Origin of the sequence: Streptomyces sp. RerS4, assembly GCF_023515955.1 — a bacterium.
Lineage (GTDB): Bacteria > Actinomycetota > Actinomycetes > Streptomycetales > Streptomycetaceae > Streptomyces.
In genome coordinates this window covers 6527324-6552805 of sequence record NZ_CP097322.1, presented here as the reverse complement: position 1 = coordinate 6552805, position 25482 = coordinate 6527324, and the positions used below count along the sequence as shown (strand labels likewise).

The following is a 25482-nucleotide window of genomic DNA, read 5'->3' as shown; positions in this document are numbered from 1 at the left end:
TTCGTCATTACAAATAGCCCTCGGCTCAGATCCGGAGCGCCCCATGACCAGCGACCCGCTCGTCCCCACCCCCGCGCACAAGTTCACCTTCGGCCTGTGGACCGTCGGCTGGCAGGGCCGGGACCCCTTCGGCGACGCCACCCGGCCCGCCCTCGACCCGGTCGAGTCCGTGGAGCGACTGGCCGCACTCGGCGCCTACGGCGTCACCTTCCACGACGACGACCTGATCCCCTTCGCGGCCGGCGACACCGCACGCGAGCAGGCGGTCAAGCGCTTCCGCACCGCACTCGACACGGCCGGGCTGAAGGTCCCGATGGCCACCACCAACCTCTTCACCCACCCCGTGTTCAAGGACGGCGCCTTCACCGCCAACGACCGGGACGTCCGCCGGTACGCGCTGCGCAAGACGATCCGCAACATCGACCTGGCCGTGGAACTCGGCGCCTCGGTCTACGTCGCCTGGGGCGGCCGCGAGGGCGCCGAGTCGGGCGCGGCCAAGGACGTGCGCACCGCCCTCGACCGGCTGAAGGAGGCCTTCGACCTGCTGGGCGAATACGTCGACGGCCAAGGCTACGACCTGCGCTTCGCGATCGAACCCAAGCCCAACGAGCCGCGCGGCGACATCCTGCTGCCCACCATCGGCCACGCCCTGGCGTTCATCAACGAGTTGGAGCGGCCCGAGCGGGTCGGCCTCAACCCGGAGGTCGGCCACGAGCAGATGGCCGGACTGAACTTCCCGCACGGCATCGCCCAGGCTTTGTGGCACGACAAGCTGTTCCACATCGACCTCAACGGCCAGACCGGCATCAAGTACGACCAGGACCTGCGCTTCGGCGCGGGCGACCTGCGCCAGGCCTTCTGGCTGGTCGACCTGCTGGAGTCGGCCGGCTATGACGGCCCCCGCCACTTCGACTTCAAGCCGCCGCGCACGGAGGACTCCGCCGGAGTCTGGGCCTCGGCAGCCGGCTGCATGCGCAACTACCTGCTCCTGGCCGAGCGTTCCCGCGCCTTCCGTTCCGATCCGGAGGTCCAGGCCGCGCTCACCGCCTCCCGGCTGCCCGAACTGGCCCTCCCCACCGCCGAGGACGGCCTGGCCGGTCTCCTGGCCGACCCGTCCGCCTTCGACGACTTCGACGTCGACGCCGCCGCCCGCCGCGGCATGGCCTTCGAACAACTCGACCAGCTCGCGCTCGAACACCTCCTCGGCGCCCGCTGAGCCGGTGCACCCAAGAGCCGGCCGGTGGCGCTCCACGACCCTGCTCCGCCATGCGAGGAACCACCCGGGGGGCGGTGACGCCCGAGAGCACTCATATTGTTAGCGCTAACATATGACCTTCAGGGGATCGGAGCCTGTCAAGGCGTGTGCCTACGTGGCGGCGAGCACAAGCCGCCGTGGCGGTCAGCTCCAGGCCGGACGCCCCACCGCGCCGAGCCCGGCGAAATCCTGGCGCTGACGGTGGAGATCCGAGCGGCCGTCCGGCGAGCGAAGGCTCGTCACACTGACGAAACAGCCCGCACACTCTCCGCGCGGGGCGGCATGCCGGACATGCCCGGACTCGCCCCGGTGTGCGGGTGCCCCGCCAAGGAGGCTGATGGCCTGCGAGGTTGTTGGCGCAACGGTGATCGAACAGACCCTTGACGCCACTCTTGTGAGCGTTAACACTCATGTATCGCCAGGCCGGATCCACTGCGAGTCCGGCCTCGCGCAGTGCGGGCAAACGGCTCTCGGCCTGCCCCGCTCGACCGCTTCCGGTCACCCAACCGGGTCGCACCGTGCCGGTCGCGGAACATCACTGGAGGAACTGTGCGGAAGCTTTCGGCGGGCCTTGTCACCGTGGGTCTCACGCTGTCCCTGGCGGCCTGCGGCCAGAGCGCCAACGGCGCGGGTGACGGCGCAACCGGCGCAACCGGCGGATCCGGCGGGGGCGCCAAAGGCGGCCTCATCGGCATCGCGATGCCGACCAAGTCGTCTGAGCGCTGGATCAACGACGGCAACAACATGGTCAAGGAGTTCCAGGCCAAGGGCTACAAGACCGACCTCCAGTACGGCGACAACGTCGTGGAGAACCAGGTCTCCCAGGTGGAGAACATGATCACCAAGGGGGCCAAGCTGCTGGTGATCGCCGCCATCGACGGCTCCTCGCTCACCAACGTGCTGCAGAAGGCCGCCGATGCCCACGTCCCCGTCATCTCCTACGACCGGCTGATCCGCGGCACCGGGAACGTCGACTACTACGCGACCTTCGACAACTACAAGGTCGGTGTCCTCCAGGGCAGTTACATCGTCGACAAGCTCGGCCTCAAGGACGGCAAGGGGCCGTTCAACGTAGAGCTGTTCGCGGGCTCACCGGACGACAACAACGCCAACTTCTTCTTCAACGGTGCGATGAGCGTCCTCAAGCCCTATGTCGACGACAAGAAGTTGGTCGTGCAGAGCGGCCAGACCGCCTTCAACCAGGTCGCCACACTGCGCTGGGACGGCGGTCTCGCCCAGTCCCGGATGGACAACCTGCTGAGCAAGTCGTACACCGCCGCCCGCGTGGACGCCGTGCTCTCGCCGTACGACGGCATCTCGATCGGCATCATCTCCTCGCTCAAGGGCGTCGGCTACGGCGCCGGCCGGCCGCTGCCCGTCGTCACGGGCCAGGACGCCGAGCTGGCCTCGGTGAAGTCGATCATCGCGGGCGAGCAGACCCAGACCGTCTACAAGGACACCCGCCAACTGGCGAAGGCCGCCGTGCAGATGGGCGACGCTCTGCTGACCGGCGGCAAGCCCGAGGTCAATGACACCAGCCAGTACGACAACGGCGTCAAGACCGTACCGGCGCAGCTGCTCCAGCCGGTCAGCGTCGACAAGGAGAACTACCAGAAGGTCCTGGTGGACAGCGGCCAGTACACCGCGGACCAGCTCAAGTAACCCACGGGACCGAACCGACGGGTCCGGCGACGCCGAACACCGGCGGTGCGGCGCCCAGGGCGACCGCCAGACCCGCCCGGCACCCCACCGCCCCGACGATACGGATGCACAACCATGGCCCTACCCGTTCTCGAAATGCGGTCGATCAGCAAGACGTTTCCCGGTGTCAAGGCCCTCTCCGAGGTCAACCTGACCGTGGCCGCAGGTGAGGTGCACGCCGTCTGCGGTGAGAACGGCGCCGGCAAGTCCACCCTGATGAAGGTGCTCAGCGGGCTCCACCCCCATGGCAGCTACCAGGGCGATATCTACTTCGAGGGCGATCCCTGCCGGTTCCGGGACATCCGGGCCAGCGAGCAGCGCGGCATCGTGATCATCCACCAGGAACTCGCGCTGGTGCCCTACCTGTCCATCGCCGAGAACATCTTCCTGGGCAACGAGCACGCCACGCGCGGCGTCATCAGCTGGCACCGGACGCTGACCCATGCCGCCGCACTCATCCGGCAGGTCGGACTCGACGAGAGCCCGCACACGAGGATCGCCGATCTCGGCGTGGGAAAACAGCAGTTGGTCGAGATCGCCAAGGCACTCGCCAAGAAGGTCAAGCTACTCATCCTGGACGAGCCGACGGCCGCCCTGAACGACGAGGACAGCCGCAATCTGCTCGACCTGATCCTCGAACTCAAGGCTCAGGGGATCTCCTGCATCCTCATCTCGCACAAGCTGAACGAGATCGCCCGGGTCGCGGACTCCGTCACCATCCTGCGCGACGGGCGGACCATCGAGACCATCGCGATCGGTTCCGGGGGCATCTCCGAGGAACGGATCATCCGCGGCATGGTCGGCCGCGACCTGGAACACCGCTACCCCGAGCGGCAGCCCTACTCGGCACCAGGGGCCGAGATCGGCGAGGTCGCCTTCGAGATCGAGGACTGGAGCGTCCGGCACCCGATCGACCACCGGCGCAAGGTGGTCGACGGCGTCTCGCTCAACGTCCGTCGAGGCGAGATCGTCGGCATCGCCGGCCTCATGGGCGCCGGTCGCACCGAACTGGCCATGAGCGTCTTCGGCCGTTCGTACGGACGGTGGACCGGCGGCCGGGTGCGGCTGCACGGCCGGGAGATCCGCACCCGGACCGTACCGGAGGCGATCGGGCACGGCATCGCGTACGTGACCGAGGACCGCAAGCAGCTCGGCCTCAACCTCAACGACGACATCAGCCGCAACATCTCGCTGAGCTCCCTCGGCAAGGTCGCCCGGCGAGGCTGGGTCGACCGGCACGAGGAGGCGCGGATCGCCGAATCGTTCCGTCGGACCATGAACATCAAGGCCCCCTCGGTGTTCGCGCAGACCGGCAAGCTCAGCGGCGGCAACCAGCAGAAGGTCGTCCTCAGCAAGTGGATCTTCGCCGAGCCGGAGGTGCTGATCCTCGACGAACCCACCCGGGGCATCGACATCGGCGCCAAGGCGGAGATCTACACCGTCATCGCCGATCTCGCCGCCCAGGGCAAGACGGTACTCGTCATCTCTTCCGAACTCCCCGAACTCCTGGGCCTGTGCGACCGGATCTACACCATGGCCGAAGGCCGGATCACCGGTGAGGTGAGCCGTGCCGACGCCACCCAGGAATCCCTCATGCGGCTCATGACCACGAGCCCCGCATACCCCGACAAGCAGGTGTGAGGCATGGCCCAGACCCAGACCACCCCAGAGACCACGCCCGGCACGCCGCCCACCGGCCCGCGACAGTCCGCGGGCGCCGTACTGGCCGCGGCGCTGCGCGGCAACCTGCGCCAGTACGGGATGCTGGTCGCGCTGGCGCTGATCGTGCTGCTGTTCCAGTTCTGGACGGACGGCATCCTGCTCCAGCCACTCAACATCACCAATCTCATCCAGCAGAACGGTTACATCCTCATCCTGGCCATCGGCATGATGATCGTCATCATCGCCGGGCACATCGACCTGTCGGTGGGGTCGCTCGCCGCCTTCGTCGGGGCCGCCGCGGCGGTGATGATGGTCAAGCACCACGTGCCGTGGCCCGTGGCGCTGGTGGCCGCGCTGCTGATCGGCGCTCTCGCCGGAGCCTGGCAGGGGTTCTGGATCGCCTATCTCGGGATCCCCTCGTTCATCGTCACGCTGGCCGGCATGCTGCTGTTCCGCGGCGGGACCCAGATCCTCCTGCAGGGCCAGTCGGTGGCGCCGTTCCCCAAGGCCTTCCAGAACATCAGCAGCGGCTTCCTTCCCACGGTCGGTCCCCACACCGACTACCACAACCTCACCCTGCTGCTGGGCCTCGTGGTGTGGGCCGTCGCGATCCTGCAGGAGGTGCGCGGCCGGCGGCGGGCCGCCTCGTACGGACTGGAGCCGCTCCCGACGGGGCTGTTCCTGGCGAAGCTCGGCGCGATCACGGCGGCCGTGGTGGCCTTCACACTGCTGCTGGCCAGCTACCACGGGGTGCCGGTCGTGCTGCTGATCCTCGGCGTCCTGCTGGTCGGCTTCGGCTACGTGATGCGCAACTCGATCCTCGGCCGGCACACCTACGCCATCGGCGGCAACGAGGCGGCGGCGAGGCTGTCCGGGGTGAAGAGCAAGCGGGTCGTCTTCCTGGCCTTCGTGAACATGGGCGTCCTCGCGGCCCTCGCCGGGCTGGTCTTCGCGGCGCGCCTCAACGCCGGTACGCCGCAGGCCGGCATCAACTTCGAGTTGGAGGCGATCGCCGCCGCCTTCATCGGCGGCGCCTCCTCAAGCGGGGGTGTGGGAACCGTCATCGGTGCACTCACCGGCGGTCTGGTGCTCGGCGTGCTGAACAACGGCATGTCGCTGGTCGGCGTGGGTACCGACTACCAGCAGGTGATCAAGGGCCTGGTGCTGCTGGCGGCCGTCGGCTTCGACGTCTACAACAAGCGCAAGGCCGGAGCCTGACCTCGCCCCCTCCTCGCCTGGGCGGCAAGCCCCGCACGAGGAGGGGGCCTCGCATACCGGCGCACACGGCCCTTGCCGCCGTCGGCATCGGCGTGCACGGCCCGGCCGGCCAGGTGGACGTGTTCTCACTGCCGGACCTCTGGCAGCTCATCTGTACGGCCACGAGGCCGACTTGACGGTGAACGGCACGGCGTACGCGATCCGCCCCGGCCGGGTCAGCCTCGTCCCGCCCGAAGCCGAGGTCCGCCATGACCACCGGGGCCGCTCCCCCCAGTTCTACGTCCCTCTCCGCCTGGGCTCGGGCGGAACCCGCCGCCGCTTTCCGGTGGTCCGGGACGCCGTTCCCGATCTCGCCCGGCCTACCACCCGGTTCCAGTAGCCGTTGGCCGCCTGGCCGAACACCCCGGGGCGGGCCGCTGCCGAGGAGTGGGCTTCCACGCGGCATCCGCGGCGCCCAGCCCTCTTCCCCGCACTCCCCCGCCCCGTGAGCGGACCCTTCGGCAACGTTTCGCATCCTGCGGCAACCCATTCGCGTCCGGCGGCAACCAAGGAGTGCACCTCGACCCGATCTTCGAACGGACGGACATGCAGACTGCACGGCAACGGCAGGCAGCGCAGGCACAGACACAGGCTGACGGCACGCCCGCGGTGGCGCTGACCACCGCGGGCGTGCTCGTCTGCCTGGTGACGGCCATGCTCCCCGGCGTCCGGCTCGCCCGCCGCGCAGACCCCGGCCCCGGCCCCGCCACCGCCGTCGGCACGACCGGCGCGGCGCCCCAGCCTTCGGCCAAGGCAACCCCACCGGCGACGTCCACCCACCGACTACGAGTCGTTCAGGGCGTGCGGCGCGTACGTGCGCGTCCGCGTCGCGAACGGCGCCTCGATCACGGTCCGGATCACCAACGAATGCCCGCTGCCCTGCACACCCGGACAACTGGACCTCAGCGAACAGGCCTTCGCGAAACACCGCGATCCGGTCGCACGGCTGGAGGTACGCATCGGCGGGCCCCGGCCGACCGGGCACTGGTACGCTGCCGCCCGGATGTTAGCGCACACATTTGCGAAGGGGACGACCAACGGACATGGTCCTCGATGACGCGTCCGCGGAGTTCCACGACTTCTTCGAACGCCACTACGCCGAACTCGCCCGGTTCGCCCATCTCCTGACGGGCGAGGCGGACGGCGCCGACGATCTGGCCGCGGACGCCCTGATCGCACTGTGGCGGCGCTGGGACCGGCTGCGCCAGGCCGAACACCCGCTCGCCTACGCGCGTGGCGTGGTCGCCAACCTGGCGCGGTCACGGATCCGCAGCGCGGTGCGCGAGCGCCGCCGGATCGCCCTGTTCTGGTCCCGCGGTGTGGAGCCGCTGGACGGACCGGACGTGGCCGCCGTCGTGGACGTGCGTACGGCTCTCGCCCGGTTGCCGTTCCGGAAGCGAACCTGCGTGGTCCTGCGGCACGCCTTCGACCTGTCGGAGAAGGACACCGCTCTGGCCCTCGGGATATCTGTCGGTACGGTGAAGAGCCAGACCTCGAAGGGGATGGCCGAGCTGGAACGGATGCTGGGCAGCACAGGAGCGGCCGGAGAACTGTTGTCGGGGAGGAGGAGCCGTTGAACGAGGAACTCACCGGGCGGCTGCGCGCGGCCGCCGAGGCCCACCAGCCCGACCACGCCCGGATCCTGGCACGCGTGGAACGCGGCATGTCCGACGCCCCCGCCCGCCACCGCGAGTCTTCGCGCGCGAGGCCCTGGCCCAGGATCGCGCTCGCCTCCCTCGCCACGGCCGGCACTCTGGCGGTCGGCGGTTTCGCCGTCGCCGCCATCGTCCAGTCCCCGCCGGCCCGGCCGGGCGTCTCGGCCACCCCCGCCGCGCCGTCCGAGCCGTCCGGGAACCCCCGGTCGACACCGTCGACGCGGTCGACGACGTCGACGCCCGCCCCCGGCCGCCCGACCGCACCGGACCGGCCGTCCCCGACGGGCCCCAGCCCTTCGGCGTCAGGCGCCACGGGCTCGGCGCAGCCCGGCGGCGCGCCGCACGTCCAGGACGGGCCTCTGTCGTCGGCCGGCTCCTTGGGCGCGAACAGCAACACCTTCTGGGCGCAGAGCAACATCACCCTCAAATCCACCCAGCCACTCACCGCACTCACCGTGGAACTGCGCATCAGGCAGACCGGCGCGGTACAGAGCACCGGCCACTGGCGGACGATGCCCCCCGAGGATTTCACCGTCACGGTGCAGCACGAGGACGCGGCGGTGGTCTACCGCTGGATCCTCAAGCCGGGCCGCACCGTCCCGGCCGGACAGCACGTCTTCGCCGGCCAGTACAACCACGCCGCCGGCGAGCGCGAGGCCGGGCACGACGGCTACCGCGTCGACGCCAACGGTCCCCGCGGCGCCCTCTCGGTCTGGGGCGGCTTCACCCCGACCCGATGAGGCCGTGCCCGTAGCCTGGTCGACGCCGCGGAGGTCGTCCTCGGCAGCGGCCCGCCCGTGGGTGGACGGCGCGGACCGCCGCCCGCCCACGGGCCAGGACGATCAGGACAGGTCGCCGTACACCACCCCGCCACGGCCGTAGCCGCCCAGGCGGACCCGCCCGTACCCGTCGGCGTCGCCACTGATGACGTCGACCACCCGGGCCGCGATCGAAGGCATCCGGGCCGGCCACCCCTACACCGAACTCGGCTGGACCTGACCACCCCGCGCCCGCCCGCCGTCCCTCACCCCGACCCAAGGAGGTCGTACGCGCTCGATCCCCTCGTACCATCTGCTCGCACCGAAGCCTCTCCCGACGAGGGAACGTACGCCGCGCGGGCGGAGATGGGCACGGTCGCGAAGGACCGAACGGTCGGGTGAGGGCGTCGAGTTCGGGACACTGGGTGCGGACGGTCTTGAGCTGGAGTTGTTCGGGCTCGGTGGGGGTTTCCGGGCGGGTCAGGATCCATCCGGAGACCGTTCGGGACGACGGCGGCGGGGCGGTCACCGGTCGCGGAGAGGTGCGCTTCTTGTGCCGGTAGGCGCGAACGCGCTGGTAGCTGCCCCCGCACTGCTGTGCGGCCTCTGGCTCGCCCACGGAGAACGTCGGCGCGTTCCGCGTCCCGCGCGTCGTAGTCGACCGGCTCCTCGTACCCCCTCCACCTGGCATTCCGCCTCCCCGCACCCCCGACCGGCCGCGTCTGCGAGCCCGCCGGTCCCACGATGTCCGGGCACCGCGCCGGCTCTTGCTCGTCCACGCCATCACGTCATGGGGTCCACCCCAAGGGATCGATGTCATCTGACAGCCGGCTCACCGACGCGCGACGACGTACCGGTTCGCCTCCGTGCCTCCGTCATCGGCTGTGGCTTCCGGCAGGCCGTACCGCTCACCGGCCCGCCCCGCCCGCAGTGCGGCGGCGCCACCGGATCCGGATTCCCGGAAGGACATCAGGCGATGACCCCTGCCCTGCTCGCCCGCCCGACCGCCTCACGCCAGGCCGACGACACCGACGACCTGGCCACCGCGCTCGCGCTCGCCGCCCGCGAGGGCGACTCCGCAGCGGTGGACCGCTTCGTGCGTGCCCCGCACCGCGACGTCCGGCCGCCACGTCGCCTACCTCAGCGCCGACCCGCGGTCCGACGACGACTTCACCCCGGTCGTCACCCCGCCGCGTGCAGGGTGGCCTCTCCCGTGACCGTGATGCCGGTGCGCTCGCCGACGCGGGTGGTGGCCGGGCCGGGGACGCGTACGTCGACGGGTGCGTCGACTCCGTCGACGGCAACGGTGACCATGGCGTCGTGGCCGTAGAAGCGCACCTCGGTCACGGTGCCCGTGGCCCCGCCCACAGGGTCGGTGAGCTGGAGCTGCTCGGGCCGGAGCATGACAAGGCCCTCGGACACGCCGCCCGGCGCGGCCGCCAGGCGAACGCGGCCCAGCGGGGTGGCCGCCGTCCCGCCCTCCACCCTTCCGCCGACCAGGACCGCATCCCCGACGAAGGAGGCCACCCAGGGATCGGCGGGGTGACGGTAGACCTCCTGCGGTGTGCCGCACTGGGCGACCGTACCGTTGCGGACGACGGCGACGAGGTCGGCGGTGGAGAGGGCTTCCTGCTGGTCGTGAGTGACCAGCAGGGCCGTGGCCCCGGTGGCGCGCAGGGCTGTGCGCACGTCGGCCCGGACCCCGGTGCGCAGGGCGCTGTCGAGGGCGTTGAACGGCTCGTCGAGCAGGACCAGGGCGGGTTCCGGCGCCAGCGCGCGGGCCAGGGCGACCCGTTGCTGCTGGCCGCCGGACAGCTCGTGCGGCATGCGGTCGCCGTAGCCGGCGAGACCGACCAGTTCGAGCATCTCCTCCGTACGGCGCCGCCGTGAGCCGCGGTCCGCTCCCGTCAGGCCGAAGGCGACGTTGCGTGCCACGCTCAGGTGCGGGAAGAGCGCGCCCTCCTGGGGCACGACGCCGATGCGGCGCCGCTCGGGCGGGAGGTGGACTCCGGGACCGGTGAGCGTGCGTCCGCCGATGGCCACGGTGCCCGCGTCGGCGTGCAGGAAGCCGGCGATGATACGCAGCAGAGTCGTCTTGCCGCAGCCGGAAGGACCGAGTACGGCCGCCAGAGCACCCTCGGGAACGGTGAGGTCGAGGCCGTCGAGGACCGGCGCACCGGCGCCGTATGCCTTGGCCAGGCCGGTGATCTGAAGATCGGTCATGTGCGGTGCCTTCCGAGGATGTACGACGGTACGGCGGCCAGCAGGATCAGCGCGGCGGCGTACGGCGCGGCGGCGGCGAACGATCCGGTGCCGGTCTCCGTCCACAGCCGGGTGGCCAGGGTGTCCATGCCGGTGGGCCGCAGCACGAGCGTCGCGGGGAGCTCCTTCATGCAGACCACGAAGGTGAGTGCGGCTCCGGCGGCGACACCGGGGGCGGCCAGCGGCACCGTCACCTCGCGCAGCACCTGCAGTGGTCCGCGGCCCAGTGAGCGGGCGACGTCCTCCAGCACCGGTGGTGATTGCAGTACGGCCGCTCGGGTGGCGGCCACCGACACCGGCAGGAAGAGGACGGCGTACGCGCAGATCAGGAGCGGGAGTTCCTGGTAGAGCGGTTCGGCGTAGCGGACCGCGAAGAAGACCAGGGACAGGGCGACGGTGATGCCGGGGAGGGCGTGGCCGGCGTACGCCGCCTGCTCCAGCAGGTGCGCCGTGCGGCCGCGGTGGCGTGCGGCGAGGACGCCGACCGGCAGGGCGAGGAGGGTGGTGAGCGCGGCGCCGCCGGCGGCGACGCCGAGGGTGGTGAGCGCGGTGTCGGAGAGGGTGGCGGGGTCCCACGTCGCGGAGTTGCCGACGGCGAGCCAGTAGCCGAGCGTGGCCAGCGGTGTCACGACGGCGACGGCGCAGACCGCCCCGCAGCAGGCCAGTGCGGGCACCCGCCACCGGCCCAGCGGCACCGGCGGCGCGGGTCGCACGGTTCCGGTGCCGGTGCGGGCGTGCCCGGCCCGGCCGCGGGTCCGTGCCTCGGCGGCGACCAGCGCGATGGTCGCGACCACGAGAACGACGCTCAGGGCGGCGGCCGGGGTGCGGTCGAAGCCGGCCCGGTAGGAGGTGTAGATGCCGCGGGTGAAGGTGTCGTACCGCATCAGCGACACCGCGCCGAAGTCGGAGAACACGTACAGCGCGACGAGTACGGCGCCGCCGGCGGCAGCCGGGCGGAGCTGCGGCAGGGTGACCCGCAGGAAGGTCCGCAGCGCGCCGTGGCCGAGGGAGCGGGAGACCTCTTCCTGGGCCGGATCGGTGCCGCGCAGCGCCGCGGCGACCGGCAGGTAGACGTACGGGAAGCTCACCAGGGTGAGGGCGAGCGCCGCGCCGCCGAAGCCGGCGAGGTCCGGGAGGGCGGACAGCCAGGTGAAGGCGGCGACGTAGCTGGGCACGGCGAGGGGCAGCGTCGTCAGCACCGACCAGGCGCGGGCGCCGGGCAGGTCGGTCCGTACGGTCAGCCAGGCCAGGGACACGCCCAGCAGGAGGCAGGCGGCGACGACCACGGCGGCCAGCATCAGGCTGTGGCCGAGGAGTTGGGCGGTGCGCTCGGTGGCGATGACGTCCCGGGCGAAGGCGGGTCCGCGTTCCAGGGAGCGGACGGCGAGGTAGCCGAGCGGCAGCAGCGCGAACAGCGCGGCGAGGGTCGCGGACATCAGCAGGACGGCGGGCGGCCGGCCCCCGGCACGCCCCCGCCCGGCCGGTGTGGTGGTACCGGCCGGGCGGGGGGCGGTGGCGGGATCCGTCGGCGCGCCGGGATCCGTGGCAGGCATGTCGGCTCAGACCATCCCGACGTCCTGGAGCATCTTCAGGGTCTCCTGAAGCGATTCCAGCTTGCCGAGGTCGATCTTGGGGGCGTCCAGGGAGGCCAGCGGGGGCAGATCCTTGACCGTGCTGGTCACGCCTGCCGCCAGCGGGTACTCCTTGGTGTCCTCGGCGAAGTACTTCTGCGCCTTCTCCGAGAGCAGGAAGTCGACGGCCTTCCGGGCGGCGGCGGCCTGGTCGCTGCCCTTGACGATGCCGACGCCGGCCGTGTTGACGAGACCGCCCGGGTCACCGCCGCGAAGGAAGTGGATCTTCGACTTGACCTTGTCCTCGCCCTTCTCGGCGACCTGCTCGTACCAGTAGTAGTGGTTGACCAGGCCGAGCGAGACCTCGCCCTTGCCGACGCCTTCGAGCACCTTGAGGTTGTTGTCGTAGACCTTGGGCTCGTTGGCCTTGAGGCCCTTCAGCCAGGCGCGGGTGGCGTCCTCGCCCTCCAGGACGCGCATGCCGGTGACGAACGCCTGGAAGGAGGCGTTGGTCGGGACGTAGCCGATCTTGCCCTTCCACTCGGGCTTCACGAGGTCGTGGACGCTGTCCGGGACCGTGGAGACCTGGCCGGGGTTGTACGCGAGGACGCGGACGCGCCCGGAGGTGCCCACCCAGTCACCCGCGCCGCCGCGGAACGCCGGGTCCACCTTGTCGAGCGATCCCTGCGGCAGCTTTTCCAGCAGGCCCTTGCCGGAGAGCGCGCCCAGCGCGCCGGCGTCCTGGGAGAAGAACAGGCCGGCCTTGGTCTTGCCGCCCTCCTCCTGGATCTGGGCGGCGAGCTCCGCGCTCTCGCCGTAACGGACGGCGACGGTGGTCCCCACAGCCTTCTCGAGTTCGTCCAGGAGCGGCTTGACCAGCTTCTCGTTGCGGCCCGAATAGATCACGAGCCCCGCATCGTCCTCGTCGACACCACAAGCGGCCACCGCGGGAAGGAGGAGTGCCGCCGCGAAGATCGCGGTCAGGCGTCGGGCCAAGGGGCGTCGCATGGAAAGCCTTCCTGAGGTGCAGCGGAGAAGTCGAACGCCACATAACTAAGGTAAAGCTAACCTAAAGGTCAAGAGTGGCGTACACAACAATTCAGCCGCGCCGGTCGGCGGCGGAGCCGACCCTACACCGCGACTCACTGTTGATCTTCATTGGGCAGACCGTGACGCCTCTGTGACTATCCAGCCAGGTGAGCCTTTCCTAAGATGCGCCTCGTGACAGCCCCCTCCGACCTGCTCCCCGGCACCAGGACCGTTCCGTTCGCGCGCGGCCTCGCGGCCCACGGCGACCGCACCGCGGTCGTGATGGCCGACGGCACGGTGACCTTCCGCGCCCTCGCCGCCCGGGTCGCCGAGACGGTCCACCGCCTGGGCCCGGAACGGCGTCTGATCCTGCTGGTCGGCGCCAACACCCTCGACGCGCTCGTCGTCCACCTCGCCGCCCTGGCCGCCGGGCACCCCGTCCTGCTCGTGCCCGGCGACCATCCCGAGGCCGTTCAGTCCCTCATCGACGCCTACGACCCGGACGTGGTGGCGCGGCCCGACGGGGCACAGTGGACGATCCAGGAACGGCGCGCGGTCTCGGCCCACACACTGCACCCCGATCTCGCGTTGCTCCTGAGCACCTCCGGCTCGACCGGATCACCGAAACTCGTCCGGCTGTCGCACGACAACATCCAGGCCAACGCCGCCTCGATCGCCCAGTACCTGGACATCCGGGACACCGATCGGGCGGCCACCACACTGCCCCTGCACTACTGCTACGGCCTGTCCGTCGTCCACAGCCACCTGCTGCGCGGCGCCGCACTGATCCTCACCGACCTCTCGGTCGCCGACAGTCGCTTCTGGGAGCTGTTCCGCACCGCCCGCGGGACCACCTTCGCGGGCGTCCCGTACACCTTCGACCTCCTCGACCGGGTCGGCTTCGCGGACATGGACCTGCCCCACCTGCGGTACGTCACCCAGGCCGGAGGCCGGATGGCACCCCGGCAGGTCGAGCGCTACGCCGCACTCGGACGCGACGCCGGCTGGGACCTGTTCGTGATGTACGGCCAGACCGAGGCGACCGCCCGCATGGCCTACCTGCCGCCCCACCTCGCCGAGACCCATCCCGAGGCGGCCGGAATCCCCATCCCCGGCGGCTCGTTCCGCCTTCGGCGCCTGCCGGAACACCCCGAGGAGAACACCGGGGAACTGGTGTACTCGGGCCCCAACGTCATGCTCGGCTACGCGCACACACCGCACGACCTCCGACTCGGCCGGACCGTCGATGAGCTGCGGACGGGTGACATCGCCCGCCTCACACCCGACGGCGTCTACGAAATCATCGGGCGGCGCGGCCGGTTCGTGAAGATCCTCGGGCTGCGGATCGACCCCGCGCAGGTCGAGTCGATGCTCGCCCGGCACGGCGTCACCGCTCTGTGCACCGGCGACGACGACGCGCTCGCCATCGTCGCGGTCGGCGCGGTCGGCGCGCACGACCCCGAAGTCCGGCGGATACGAAGGCTGGTGACGGGCGAGTGCGGCCTGCCCGCCCCCGCGGTCCGGGTCCACCTGCTTGCCGACCTCCCCCGCCTGCCCAGCGGCAAGCCCGACTACCGCGCGGTGCGCGTACTCGGTCGGCAGGACGCCGCGACGGGGGCGGCAGACACCGCCACCACTACGAACGTGGAAGAACGGGAGTCCGGCACCGGTGCAGAGGACGACCTCTGCCGTCTGTACGCACGCATCCTCGACCGGCCGGACGTGACGCCGGACAGTTCCTTCGTCAGCCTGGGCGGCGACTCGCTGTCCTACGTCGAGATGTCGCTCCACCTGGAAGAGCGCCTCGGCCGCCTCCCCGCCGACTGGCACACGACACCCATCCGCGACCTCCTGACTCCCGAACGGGTAGCCGCCCCCGGCAGGCGGTCCCTGGAGACCAGCGTGGCCCTGCGCGCGATGGCGATCTTCTGCATCGTGGGCTCACACATCCACGTGTTCGGGATCAAGGGCGGAGCACACCTGCTGCTCGCCCTCGCCGGTTACAACTTCGCCCGCTTCCACCTCACCACCGCCGAGCGCCGCGTCCGCGTACGTCGCATCAGGACCGGCATCGCGCGAGTGGCACTGCCGAGCATGGCCTGGATCGGCTTCGCCCTCCTCTTCTCGGACGACTACACCTGGGCCAACCTCCTGCTGCTCGACGGCGTCCTGGGGCCCGACGACCACAAGACCGGCATGCACTTCTGGTTCATCGAGGCGCTGGTATACATACTGATCGCCGCCATCGCCCTGGTGGGCCTGCCCGCCGTGGACAGGCTGGAGCGCAGATTCCCCTACGGCCTCCCCCTGGCGATCGCGGCGCTGGGACTGCTCACCCGCTACGACCTGCTCGGCCTCCCCGACCGTACCCGGATGCCGGACGCCGTCACCGTCTTCTGGCTGTTCGCCCTCGGCTGGGCGGCGGCGAAAGCGCGCACCACACGCCAGCGCCTGGTTGTCAGCGCGGCGGCACTGACCACCGTGCCCGGCTTCTTCTCCGGAGACTACATACGGGAGGTGATCGTCATCGCCTCGTTCACCCTCCTCGTGTGGGTGCCCAGCCTCCCCAGTCGGGAGCGGATCAACCAGCTGGCCGGCCTGCTCGCATCCAGCTCCCTCTACATCTACCTGACGCACTGGCAGATCTTCCCCCTGCTCGAAGGATTCTCCCGGCACCTGGCCTTCCTCGCCTCACTCCTGTTCGGCATCGCCTACGCAGCCTTCATCACACGCCTGACACACGCATGCGCCCACCCGCGACGGCCTTCGCCGCGTCTGTACCGACCAGGCCGCTCACTCCACGAGGGCAAGCCAGTCTCGGCAGCCCCGAACTCGTCACCGGCCTGCTCGATCTCGACGACGAGGGCTACCTAGCCGGCCTCGCTCACACCGCCTCCCCGGTCCCTGAACCGGTGAGTGTCTGACCGAACCCTCGTCTCCGGGCGCCCCTCAGACGTATCGACGAGATCGAAGCAGCGCGTCGGAAGCGCGCGTCCAGTACGCCGAGCGCACCGCGTCAGGCACTTCGAGGCGCAGGAAGCGGCATGACGCCAAGCCGCCCGCGTCAAGGTGCCGACGCGGCACACGCTCACGCTCCAGCGGACAGGGCATGGGGAGCCCGCAGCCGGAGCTCCACCGCCTCGCACCCAGGACTGACAGCGTGACCTCCCCTGGTCAGAAGGACGCGGACGCCGCCGTGGCGGGTGGGGGGTCGGACCTTCGCAGGGCTCCGAAATTCAGGGTGATCACTTCTTTGCCTCCCTACCCTGCCGACACCGACAGCCCCTCTCAACGAAGACTCCCCGATGACGAGCAACCCCGCTGTACGCCCGGAGATCATCGACTTCCACACCCGGTCCGACGAAGCTGCCGACTGCGGACCACCGCCACAGGCGCCCTGGAGTTCACGCGCACCCGCGAGTTACTCCGCCGCCAGCTCCGGCCCGCGTGCTCAGTGCACGTCGTGGACCCCGTCCCCAAGCACGTCACCCAGTCGGCGGCCATCGAGGGCGTGACCGCTGAGCTGGGCGACGCCCGGGTCGTGCCGCCGGGGAGGCCGGGCAGGCGGCGCGACGCCGGCGGGCTTTCGCCCTTAGGCCGTGTCTTGTGGATCATGCCGGGCTCGCGGCGTCCGGCACCGCCGCGACCTAGGTGATTGCCGAGGACGGTAGCTCCGGGGGAACGAGAGGGGTGTCTCCGGTGGTGAGCAGGGTGAGGACCATGGTGAGGCCGCCGCCGGGGGTGTCCTCGGCGGTGAGGGTGCCGCCGATGGCCTCCGTGAAGCCTCGGGCGACCGCGAGTCCGAGGCCGACTCCTGCTCCGCGCGGGGCGTCGCCGTGCCGCTGGAAGGGTTCGAAGATGCGGTCCTTGGCCTCGTCGGGGACGCCGGGGCCGCGGTCGACGACCCGGAGCTCGACGCGGTCGTGCAGGGAGCTGGCGGAGACGTGGACGGGCTGTCCGTCCGGGCTGTACTTGACGGCGTTCTCGACGACGTTGGCCACGACGCGTTCGAGGAGGCCGCGGTCGACGGCGACCATCGGGAGGGTCTCGGGGATGTCCAGTTCCACGCTGTCATCGGGTACGCCGCCCAGGGCCATCGGGACGACCTCGTCGAGGTCGGTCTCGCGGATCAGCGGGACGACGACACCGGTGTTCAGGCGGGACATGTCCAGCAGGTTGCCGATGAGCGCGGCGAGGCGGTCGGCGCCGTCCTCGATGCCCTCCAGGAGTTCGGCCTTGTCCTCCTCGGACCATTCGACGTCGTCGGAGCGGAGCGAGGTGACGGAGGCCTTGATCCCGGCGAGCGGTGTGCGCAGGTCGTGGCTGACCGCGGCGAGCAGGGCCGTACGAATGCGGTTGCCCTCGGCGAGTTCGCGGGCCTTGCCCGCTTCGTCGACGAGGCGCTGGCGGTCGAGCACGACAGCTGCCTGGGCGGCGAAGGCTCCGAGCACGCGCCGGTCCTCAGCCGGCAGGACCCGCCCGGAGAGGGCCAGGGCCATGTTCTCGCCGATCGGCATGTCGACATCGGCGTCCTCGGGACGCGTGACCGGGTGGTTGCCGACGGAGGCGGCCGTGGTCCAGGGCTCGACTTCGCCGGCGCGCTCCAGGAGGGCGACGGACTGCATGGCGAAGGTCTCGCGGAGACGTTCGAGGAGCGCGTCGAGGGAGTTCTCGCCGCGCAGGACGCTGCCGGCGAGGAAGGAGAGGATCTCGGATTCGGCACGGAGCCGGGCGGCCTGGTGGGTGCGGCGGGCGGCCAGGTCCACGACGGAGGCCACCGACACGGCCACGCCGACGAAGATCGAGATGGCGACGATGTTGCGCGGATCGGAGATGGTGAGCTGGTGGAGCGGGTGTGTGAAGAAGTAGTTCAGCAAAAGGGAGCCGACGGCGGCCGATGCGAGGGCGGGCAGCAGCCCGCCGAGAAGGGCGGCGGCGACGGTGAAGGTCAGGAACAGCAACATGTCGTTCGCGAGCCCGAGGTCGGGTACGACCTGGCTGAGCAGCAGCGTGAGCAGGGCAGGGCCGACGACGCCGGTCAGCCAGCCCCAGATGCGGCGCGACCGGCCCAGCCGGGCACCGCGCGCGATCGGCAGGCCGCGGCCCTTGGCCGCTGCGTCGTGGGTGACCATGTGGACGTCGAGGTCGGGACCGGACTCGACGGCCACGGTGGAGCTGACGCCACGCCCGAAGACGTACTGCCAGGGCCTGCGGCGGCTGACGCCGAGGACGATCTGGGTGGCGTTCACACCCCGTGCGAACTCCAGCAAGGCGTGCGGGATGTCGTCGCCTATGACGTGATGGAAGGTGCCGCCGAGATCCTCGACCAGGGTGCGCTGGACGGCCAGTTCCTTCGGGGAGGCGGAGGAGAGGCCGTCGCTGGCCGCGATGTAGACCGCGAGCACCTCACCGCCCGCGCCCTTCTCCGCGAGACGGGCGGCGCGGCGGATGAGCGTACGGCCTTCAGGCCCCCCGGTCAGGCCCACGACGATCCGCTCGCGGGCCTGCCACGTGGAGCGGATGTTGTGCTCGCCTCGGTACTCCCGGAGGTACTCGTCCACCCGGTCCGCGGTCCACAGCAGGGCCAGCTCGCGCAGCGCGGTGAGGTTCCCGGGACGGAAGTAGTTCGAGAGGGCCGCGTCGACCTTGTCCGGCTTGTAGATGTTGCCGTGCGCCATCCGCCGGCGCAGCGCCTGCGGGGACATGTCGACCAGCTCGATCTGGTCCGCGCGCCGCACCACCTCGTCCGGCACCGTTTCGCGCTGGCGGACGCCGGTGATGGTCTCCACGACGTCGCCGAGGGACTCCAGGTGCTGGATGTTGACGGTGGTGACGACGTCGATGCCGGCCTGGAGGAGTTCCTCGACGTCCTGCCAGCGCTTGGCGTTGCGCGAGCCGGGGATGTTGGTGTGCGCGAGCTCGTCCACGAGTGCCACCACGGGGCGCCGGGCGAGGATCGCGTCGACGTCCATCTCCGCGAAGGTGCTGTCGCGGTACGCGATTTCCCGGCGCGGGATCATCTCGAGGCCGTGCAGCATCACCTCGGTGCGCGGCCGGCGGTGGTGCTCGACGAAGCCGACGACGCAATCGGTGCCCCGCTCGATCCTGCGGTGCGCCTCGGAGAGCATCGCGTACGTCTTGCCGACGCCCGGTGCCGAGCCGAGGTAGATCCGGAGCTTTCCGCGTCTCATGTGATGCCGGCTTCTCGTTCTGCTCGATCTGCTGTGTGGTTCAGGGCCTGTCAGGGCTCGAAGCGGTAACCCATCCCCGGTTCGGTGATCAGGTACCGGGGATGGGAGGGGTCCGCTTCCAGTTTGCGCCGCAGTTGGGCCATGTAGACCCGAAGGTAGTTGGTGTGGTCCGCGTACGTCGGCCCCCATACCTCCAGCAGCAGCTTCCGCTGGGAGACGAGGTGGCCCGGCTTGGCGATCAGTAGTTCCAGCAGGTGCCACTCGGTGGGGGTCAGACGGACCCGGCGGTCACCGCGCACCACCTTCCTGGCGGCCAGGTCGATGGTGAACTCGTCGGTCGCGATCTCCGAAACCCCGGCCGGTGAGGCGGGCGCTTCCTGCCGTCGGGTGGCGGCACGAAGGCGGGCCAGCAGCTCGTCCATGCTGAACGGTTTCGTCACGTAGTCGTCCGCGCCGGCGTCCAGGGCCCGGATCTTCTCCTCGGAGGTGTGCCGCGCGGAGAGGACCAGGATCGGGACGTGGCTCCAGCCCCGCACGCCCTTGATCACCTCCACGCCGTCCATGTCCGGCAGGCCGAGATCGAGGATGATGGCGTCCGGTCTGCGGTCGGCCGCGAGCCGGAGCGCCATCGCTCCGTCGCCGGCCTCTTCCACTTCGAACTTCCGCGCCTGGAGATTGATCTTCAGCGCGCGTACGAGCTGCGGATCGTCCTCCACCACGAGCACGCGTGTCATCGGTGGGGAGCCTTCCTTTCGTAACATGCGAGCGGCCGGAGCCGGCGGGGCGCCGACGGTCCCACCCAGCGGTGGCTGGGGACCTTCGCGCCCCACCGACTCCGGATCCGCGCTGCGGCGGTCATCAGCTCTTGGCCAGGGCCTTGATCGCGATGTTGAGCTTGAGCACGTTGACGCGGGGCTCGCCCATGAAGCCGAGCGTGCGGCCCTCTGTGTTGTCCGCGACCAGCTTCTCGACCTGCTTGACGTCGAGGTTGTTCTGCTCGGCGACCCGGTGGACCTGGAGCTCGGCGTACTCGGGGGAGATGTTCGGGTCGAGGCCGGAGCCGGAGGAGGTGACGGCGTCGGCCGGCACGTCCTCGGGCTTGACCTTGTAGGTGGCCGTGGTGTTGTCCGCGACGACCGCGGCCTTGGCGTCCTCGACCAGCTTGACCAAGTCCGGGTTGTCGGCGGCCTTGTTGGTGGCGCCGGAGAGGATCAGCGAGTACTGGGTGTTGACGCTGTTGGTGCCGAGTCCGTTGGAGGGGCGCGGCTGGAACCACTTCAGGTCCGGCTTGGCGGCCCCTTCCGGGTTGTCGCCCGTAGTTGAATCAGAATGAGCCTGCTTGGGCAGGTTGTAGGTCTGGCCGATGAGCTCGGAGCCGACCACCTGCCCGCTCTTGTCCTTGATCTCGGAGCCGTTGGCCTTGTCGCCGAGGGCGACCTGGGCGATGCCGGTGACGGCGAGCGGGTAGAGGACCCCGCACAGGACGGTGAGGACGAGGAGGGCGCGCAGGCCCGCGCCGATCAGCCGTGCGGTGTGGCCTACAGAGTTGTTCATGGCGGATATCAGCCGATTCCGGGGATGAGGGAGATGAGCATGTCGATGATCTTGATGCCGATGAACGGGGCGATCAGGCCGCCGAGTCCGTAGATCCCGAGGTTGCGGCGGAGCATCTTGTCGGCACTGGTCGGCTTGTACTGGACGCCCTTGAGGGCGAGCGGGACGAGGGCGATGATGATCAGCGCGTTGAAGATGACCGCGGACAGGATCGCGGAGTTCGGCGAGTGCAGGCCCATGATGTTGAGCTTGTCCAGGCCGGGGTGGACCACGGCGAACATGGCCGGGATGATCGCGAAGTACTTCGCGACGTCGTTGGCGATGGAGAAGGTGGTCAGGGCGCCCCGGGTGATGAGGAGCTGCTTGCCGATCTCGACGATCTCGATGAGCTTGGTGGGGTTGGAGTCCAGGTCGACCATGTTCCCGGCCTCCTTGGCGGCCGAGGTGCCGGTGTTCATCGCCACGCCGACGTCCGCCTGAGCCAGCGCCGGCGCGTCGTTCGTGCCGTCGCCGGTCATCGCGACGAGCTTGCCGCCGGCCTGCTCCCGCTTGATGAGGGCCATCTTGTCCTCGGGAGTGGCCTCGGCGAGGAAGTCGTCGACGCCGGCCTCCTCCGCGATCGCCTTCGCGGTGAGCGGGTTGTCCCCCGTGATCATGACGGTCTTGATGCCCATGCGGCGCAGCTCGTCGAACCGCTCGCGCATGCCCTCCTTGACGACGTCCTTGAGGTGGATGACGCCCAGGATCCGGGCGCCCTTCTCGTCCTCGACGGCGACCAGGAGCGGGGTGCCACCGGCCTCGGAGATCCGGTTGGCCAGGAGGTCGGCGTCGTCGGAGACCTGGCCGCCCTGCTCTCGTACCCAGGTGATGACCGAACCGGCCGCGCCCTTACGGGTCTTCTTCCCGTCCACGTCGACACCCGACATGCGGGTCTGGGCCGTGAAGGCGATCCACTCGGCGTGCGCGAGCTCGCCCTGATGGCGTTCGCGCAACCCGTACTTCTCCTTCGCCAGCACGACGATGGAGCGGCCCTCGGGGGTCTCGTCCGCGAGCGAGGACAGCTGGGCGGCGTCGGCCAGTTCGGCGGCCGTGGTGCCCTTGACGGGCACGAACTCCGAGGCCTGGCGGTTGCCGAGCGTGATCGTGCCCGTCTTGTCGAGCAGCAGCGTCGAGACGTCACCGGCGGCCTCGACCGCGCGGCCCGACATCGCGAGCACGTTGCGCTGGACCAGGCGGTCCATACCCGCGATACCGATCGCCGAGAGCAGCGCACCGATCGTGGTCGGGATCAGGCAGACCAGCAGTGCGGTCAGCACGATCATCGACTGCTTGGCGTCCGCGTAGATCGCGAAGGGCTGCAGCGTGACCACGGCCAGCAGGAACACGATCGTGAGGGACGCGAGCAGGATGTTGAGCGCGATCTCGTTCGGCGTCTTCTGCCGGGCCGCGCCCTCGACCAGGTTGATCATCCGGTCGATGAAGGTCTCGCCCGGCTTCGTCGTGATCTTGACGACGATCCGGTCCGAGAGGACCTTCGTACCGCCGGTCACCGCGCTGCGGTCACCGCCGGACTCGCGGATCACCGGCGCGGATTCACCGGTGATCGCGGACTCGTCCACCGACGCGACGCCCTCGACGACGTCACCGTCGCCCGGGATGACGTCGCCGGCCTCGCAGACCACGAGGTCGCCGATCTTGAGGTCGGTGCCGGGCACCTGCTCCTCGCCGGAGTCGGTCAGCCGGCGGGCGACAGTGTCCGTCTTGGCCTTGCGCAGCGTGTCGGCCTGCGCCTTGCCCCGGCCCTCGGCCACTGCCTCCGCCAGGTTGGCGAAGATCGTGGTCAGCCACAGCCAGGCGGTGATCGCCCAGCCGAACCAGTCCGTCGGGTCCTTGATGGCCAGGACGGTGGTGACCACCGAGCCGACGAGGACCACGAACATGACCGGGGACTTGATCATGACGCGCGGGTCGAGCTTCTTCACCGCGTCGGGGAAGGACTTGACCAGCGCCTTGGGGTCGAACAGGCCGCCGCCCACACGCCCCGCCGGGGGCTTGTGCCCGGTGGGCAGGTCTTCGTGCGGAGCACGGGTGGGGGTGGTGGTGCTCATGAGGCGAGCCCTTCGGCAAGCGGACCCAGCGCCAGGGCCGGGAAGTAGGTCAGACCGGTGATGATGAGGATCGTGCCGACGAGCAGGCCCGTGTAGAGGGGCTTGTCGGTGCGCAGGGTTCCCGCCGTCTCGGGGACGGGCTTCTGCTCGGCGAGCGAGCCGGCCAGCGCCAGGACGAACGCCATCGGCAGGAAGCGGCCCAGCAGCATGGCGATGCCGATCGTGCTGTTGAACCACTGCGTGTCGGCGTTCAGGCCGGCGAAGGCCGAGCCGTTGTTGTTGGCGCCCGAAGTGTAGGCGTAGAGGATCTCGGAGAAGCCGTGCGCGCCGGAGTTGGCCATCGAGTTGCCGGGCGTGGGCAGCGCCATCGCCGCGGCGGTGAAGCACAGCACCAGCGCCGGAGTGATGAGGATGTAGCAGGCCGCGAACTTGATCTCGCGGGTGCCGATCTTCTTGCCCAGGTACTCGGGCGTGCGCCCGACCATCAGGCCCGCGATGAACACCGCGATGATCGCCATGATCAGCATGCCGTAGAGGCCGGAACCGACACCACCGGGCGCGATCTCGCCCAGCTGCATGCCCAGCAGCTGGATCCCGCCGCCCAGACCCGTGAACGAGGAGTGGAAGGAGTTGACCGCACCGGTCGAGGTCAGGGTCGTGGAGACCGAGAAGATCGCGGAGGCGCCGATGCCGAAGCGGGTCTCCTTGCCCTCCATCGCCCCGCCCGCGGCCTCAAGGGCCGGGCCGTTACCGGCGAACTCGGTCCACATCATCAGGCCGACGAAGACGACCCAGATCGTCGCCATCGTCGCGAGGATCGCGTAACCCTGGCGGATCGAGCCGACCATGCGGCCGAAGGTGCGGGTCAGCGCGGACGGGATGACCAGGATCAGGAAGATCTCGAACAGGTTCGAGAACGGGGTCGGGTTCTCGAAGGGGTGCGCGGAGTTGGCGTTGAAGTAACCGCCACCGTTCGTACCCAGCTCCTTGATGACCTCCTGCGAGGCCACGGCGCCGCCGTTCCACTGCTGCGAGCCGCCCATGAACTGGCCGACCTCGTGGATGCCGGAGAAGTTCTGGATCGCACCGCAGGCGACGAGGATCAGCGCGCCGATTACCGAGATCGGCAGCAGGATGCGGAAGACACCGCGGACCAGGTCCGCCCAGAAATTGCCGAGTTCACCAGTACGGGAGCGGGCAAAGCCCCGTACCAGGGCAACGGCGACGGCCATGCCGACCGCGGCGGATACGAAGTTCTGCACGGCCAGGCCGCCGGTCTGCACGACGTGGCCCATGGCCTGCTCGCCGGCGTACGACTGCCAGTTGGTGTTCGCGACGAAGGAGGCGGCGGTGTTGAAGGCCTGGTCCGGGTCGATCGCGGAGAAGCCGAGCGAGCCGGGCAGGATGCCCTGCGCCCGCTGGAGGGCGTAGAGGAACAGGACGCTCACGGCGGAGAAGGCCAGGACGCCGCGCAGATACCCAGGCCAGCGCATCTCGGCCGTGGGGTTGGCGCCGATGGCCTTGTAGATCCACTTCTCCGGGCGGTAGTGCTTCTCGGAGGAGTAGACCCGGGCCATGTAGTCGCCCAGCGGACGGTGGGCCAGCGCGAGCGCGGCGATCAGCGCGAGCAGCTGGAGCACACCAGCGGTTACGGGGCTCATATCAGTGCTCAGAACCTCTCCGGGTACACAAGGGCGAGGACGAGGTAACCCAGCAGCGAGACGGCCACGACGAGGCCGACGATGTTCTCGACAGTCACAGCTTGGTCACCCCCCGGGCGATAAGAGCCACCAGCGCGAACACCGCGACCGTGGTGACGACGAAGGCCAGATCGGCCATCGTGAGCTCCTGAATGAAGTGATGAAATGGATTCGGCCAGACGGCCGAGGAAGAGCTAACCGCGAGCTCAGCCGGGCGTTAAGACTCCTTGACGGACTCCATACGGGCGCAGCGGAACTCTTGACGCCGCCCATACGGCGACACGCCGCAGCGCGAGCATGAAGCGCCCGTAGTGGTGCCCGCCGCCGACGGCGCGCAGCTCGGTTTCGCCTTCCGGCCACGCCTCGGGCCAGTACGTGGCTTCGGCCTGCCCCGCGGCATGGTCCAGCAGCGTGCGAGCAGGGCGGTGCCCTCCACCCGCGACAAGTCGGAGGCGTCGGTGATCACGGAGCGTTGGAGCCGGCGTGTGCGGACCGCGAGCTGGGAGACGATCAAGCCGACGATCAGCAGGGGGACCGCCGTCCGGATGTCACTCCCGTCGGAGATCGTGAAGCGCCCGTAGGGCCGGGTCAGGAGGAAGTCGAACCAGGCGGCCGCGGAGAGCGCGGCGAGGGCTCCGGCCATGCGATGCCGAGCGCGGCGACCGCTCAGGCTGACCCGATTCAGAACCTCTCGGGCTTGATCAGTGCCGCGATGAGATAGCCGAGCAGAGCGAGAGCGATGAGCAGCCCGACCACGTTCTCAGCGTCCATTGATCCTG

18 protein-coding genes and 1 pseudogene are annotated in these 25482 nt (G+C 70.0%); 8 read left to right on the top strand and 11 right to left on the bottom strand.

The genetic code is table 11. From position 1 onward, the window contains the following. Positions 1–43 precede the first annotated feature (43 nt). The 7 genes and pseudogenes from xylA (at position 44) to M4D82_RS29320 (ending at position 8270) form a co-directional block, all read left to right on the top strand. Positions 44–1216, top strand: a complete 1173-nt coding sequence (xylA, locus tag M4D82_RS29350; protein ID WP_249770070.1) for a xylose isomerase — start codon at positions 44–46, stop codon at positions 1214–1216. 588 nt (positions 1217–1804) lie between these two features. After that, the gene (gene chvE / locus M4D82_RS29345) at positions 1805–2917 is read left to right on the top strand and encodes a multiple monosaccharide ABC transporter substrate-binding protein (RefSeq protein WP_502989021.1); all 1113 of its coding nucleotides are present in this window, start codon (positions 1805–1807) and stop codon (positions 2915–2917) included. A gap of 114 nt (positions 2918–3031) precedes the next feature. Further along, entirely contained in the window at positions 3032–4597 is a 1566-nt protein-coding gene (gene mmsA / locus M4D82_RS29340) for a multiple monosaccharide ABC transporter ATP-binding protein (RefSeq protein WP_249770066.1), read from the top strand. Positions 4598–4600: 3 nt separating this feature from the next. Then, positions 4601–5836: a multiple monosaccharide ABC transporter permease gene (mmsB, locus tag M4D82_RS29335; RefSeq protein WP_249770064.1), complete on the top strand. Its 1236-nt coding sequence runs from the start codon at positions 4601–4603 to the stop codon at positions 5834–5836. A gap of 817 nt (positions 5837–6653) precedes the next feature. Next, positions 6654–6818: pseudogene (locus M4D82_RS29330) on the top strand (RlpA-like double-psi beta-barrel domain-containing protein); the annotation flags it as partial. A gap of 100 nt (positions 6819–6918) precedes the next feature. Beyond that, positions 6919–7452 (top strand): SigE family RNA polymerase sigma factor, encoded by a 534-nt coding sequence (locus tag M4D82_RS29325; protein ID WP_249770062.1) that lies wholly within the window; start codon positions 6919–6921, stop codon positions 7450–7452. After that, positions 7449–8270: a hypothetical protein gene (locus M4D82_RS29320; protein ID WP_249770060.1), complete on the top strand. Its 822-nt coding sequence runs from the start codon at positions 7449–7451 to the stop codon at positions 8268–8270. Before M4D82_RS29325 ends, M4D82_RS29320 begins: the two co-directional genes overlap by 4 nt. A 1200-nt stretch (positions 8271–9470) precedes the next feature. Here the strand turns inward: M4D82_RS29320 and M4D82_RS29310 are convergent. The 3 genes from M4D82_RS29310 to M4D82_RS29300 are packed head-to-tail and all read right to left on the bottom strand — an operon-like array spanning position 9471 to position 13129. Beyond that, positions 9471–10511, bottom strand: coding sequence for an ABC transporter ATP-binding protein (locus M4D82_RS29310; RefSeq protein WP_249770058.1), 1041 nt, complete (start codon positions 10509–10511; stop codon positions 9471–9473). Continuing rightward, positions 10508–12103, bottom strand: coding sequence for an ABC transporter permease (locus tag M4D82_RS29305; RefSeq protein WP_249770056.1), 1596 nt, complete (start codon positions 12101–12103; stop codon positions 10508–10510). The genes M4D82_RS29310 and M4D82_RS29305 overlap by 4 nt, the downstream gene beginning before the upstream one ends. Positions 12104–12109: 6 nt before the next feature. Continuing rightward, positions 12110–13129, bottom strand: coding sequence for an iron ABC transporter substrate-binding protein (locus M4D82_RS29300; protein WP_249770054.1), 1020 nt, complete (start codon positions 13127–13129; stop codon positions 12110–12112). Between the two features lie 204 nt (positions 13130–13333). On the opposite strand from M4D82_RS29300, the gene M4D82_RS29295 reads away from it, so the two are divergent. Continuing rightward, positions 13334–16024 (top strand): AMP-binding protein, encoded by a 2691-nt coding sequence (locus M4D82_RS29295; RefSeq protein ID WP_249770052.1) that lies wholly within the window; start codon positions 13334–13336, stop codon positions 16022–16024. Between the two features lie 773 nt (positions 16025–16797). Here the strand turns inward: M4D82_RS29295 and M4D82_RS29290 are convergent. From M4D82_RS29290 to kdpF (M4D82_RS29255), 8 genes are all read right to left on the bottom strand, one after another. Further along, positions 16798–19341 carry a DUF4118 domain-containing protein gene (locus tag M4D82_RS29290; RefSeq protein WP_249770050.1) on the bottom strand — a complete coding sequence of 848 codons (2544 nt, stop codon included), beginning with the start codon at positions 19339–19341 and terminating at the stop codon, positions 16798–16800. A gap of 50 nt (positions 19342–19391) precedes the next feature. Next, positions 19392–20075: a response regulator gene (locus M4D82_RS29285; RefSeq protein ID WP_249770048.1), complete on the bottom strand. Its 684-nt coding sequence runs from the start codon at positions 20073–20075 to the stop codon at positions 19392–19394. 124 nt (positions 20076–20199) lie between these two features. Beyond that, positions 20200–20895, bottom strand: a complete 696-nt coding sequence (locus M4D82_RS29280) for a potassium-transporting ATPase subunit C (RefSeq protein ID WP_249770046.1) — start codon at positions 20893–20895, stop codon at positions 20200–20202. A gap of 8 nt (positions 20896–20903) precedes the next feature. After that, positions 20904–23003 (bottom strand): potassium-transporting ATPase subunit KdpB, encoded by a 2100-nt coding sequence (kdpB, locus tag M4D82_RS29275; protein ID WP_249770044.1) that lies wholly within the window; start codon positions 23001–23003, stop codon positions 20904–20906. Next, entirely contained in the window at positions 23000–24664 is a 1665-nt protein-coding gene (gene kdpA, locus M4D82_RS29270; RefSeq protein ID WP_249770042.1) for a potassium-transporting ATPase subunit KdpA, read from the bottom strand. Before kdpA ends, kdpB begins: the two co-directional genes overlap by 4 nt. An 8-nt stretch (positions 24665–24672) precedes the next feature. Continuing rightward, on the bottom strand, positions 24673–24762 hold the full coding sequence (gene kdpF, locus M4D82_RS29265) for a K(+)-transporting ATPase subunit F (protein ID WP_042817481.1): 90 nt from the start codon (positions 24760–24762) through the stop codon (positions 24673–24675). Between the two features lie 158 nt (positions 24763–24920). Beyond that, the gene (locus M4D82_RS29260; protein WP_249770040.1) at positions 24921–25346 is read right to left on the bottom strand and encodes a DUF4118 domain-containing protein; all 426 of its coding nucleotides are present in this window, start codon (positions 25344–25346) and stop codon (positions 24921–24923) included. Between the two features lie 38 nt (positions 25347–25384). Then, entirely contained in the window at positions 25385–25474 is a 90-nt protein-coding gene (gene kdpF, locus M4D82_RS29255) for a K(+)-transporting ATPase subunit F (RefSeq protein WP_249770038.1), read from the bottom strand. Positions 25475–25482: the final 8 nt, after the last annotated feature.

Excerpts from the sequence above, each read along its gene's own strand:
- xylA (WP_249770070.1), top strand. The coding sequence starts at position 44 with ATGACCAGCGACCCGCTCGTCCCCACCCCCGCGCACAAGTTCACCTTC.
- mmsA (WP_249770066.1), top strand. The coding sequence starts at position 3,032 with ATGGCCCTACCCGTTCTCGAAATGCGGTCGATCAGCAAGACGTTTCCC.
- mmsB (WP_249770064.1), top strand. The coding sequence starts at position 4,601 with ATGGCCCAGACCCAGACCACCCCAGAGACCACGCCCGGCACGCCGCCC.
- M4D82_RS29325 (WP_249770062.1), top strand. The coding sequence starts at position 6,919 with ATGGTCCTCGATGACGCGTCCGCGGAGTTCCACGACTTCTTCGAACGC.
- M4D82_RS29310 (WP_249770058.1), bottom strand. The coding sequence starts at position 10,511 with ATGACCGATCTTCAGATCACCGGCCTGGCCAAGGCATACGGCGCCGGT.
- M4D82_RS29305 (WP_249770056.1), bottom strand. The coding sequence starts at position 12,103 with ATGCCTGCCACGGATCCCGGCGCGCCGACGGATCCCGCCACCGCCCCC.
- M4D82_RS29300 (WP_249770054.1), bottom strand. The coding sequence starts at position 13,129 with ATGCGACGCCCCTTGGCCCGACGCCTGACCGCGATCTTCGCGGCGGCA.
- M4D82_RS29295 (WP_249770052.1), top strand. The coding sequence starts at position 13,334 with ATGCGCCTCGTGACAGCCCCCTCCGACCTGCTCCCCGGCACCAGGACC.
- M4D82_RS29290 (WP_249770050.1), bottom strand. The coding sequence starts at position 19,341 with ATGAGACGCGGAAAGCTCCGGATCTACCTCGGCTCGGCACCGGGCGTC.
- M4D82_RS29285 (WP_249770048.1), bottom strand. The coding sequence starts at position 20,075 with ATGACACGCGTGCTCGTGGTGGAGGACGATCCGCAGCTCGTACGCGCG.
- M4D82_RS29280 (WP_249770046.1), bottom strand. The coding sequence starts at position 20,895 with ATGAACAACTCTGTAGGCCACACCGCACGGCTGATCGGCGCGGGCCTG.
- kdpB (WP_249770044.1), bottom strand. The coding sequence starts at position 23,003 with ATGAGCACCACCACCCCCACCCGTGCTCCGCACGAAGACCTGCCCACC.
- kdpA (WP_249770042.1), bottom strand. The coding sequence starts at position 24,664 with ATGAGCCCCGTAACCGCTGGTGTGCTCCAGCTGCTCGCGCTGATCGCC.
- M4D82_RS29260 (WP_249770040.1), bottom strand. The coding sequence starts at position 25,346 with ATGGCCGGAGCCCTCGCCGCGCTCTCCGCGGCCGCCTGGTTCGACTTC.
- kdpF (WP_249770038.1), bottom strand. The coding sequence starts at position 25,474 with ATGGACGCTGAGAACGTGGTCGGGCTGCTCATCGCTCTCGCTCTGCTC.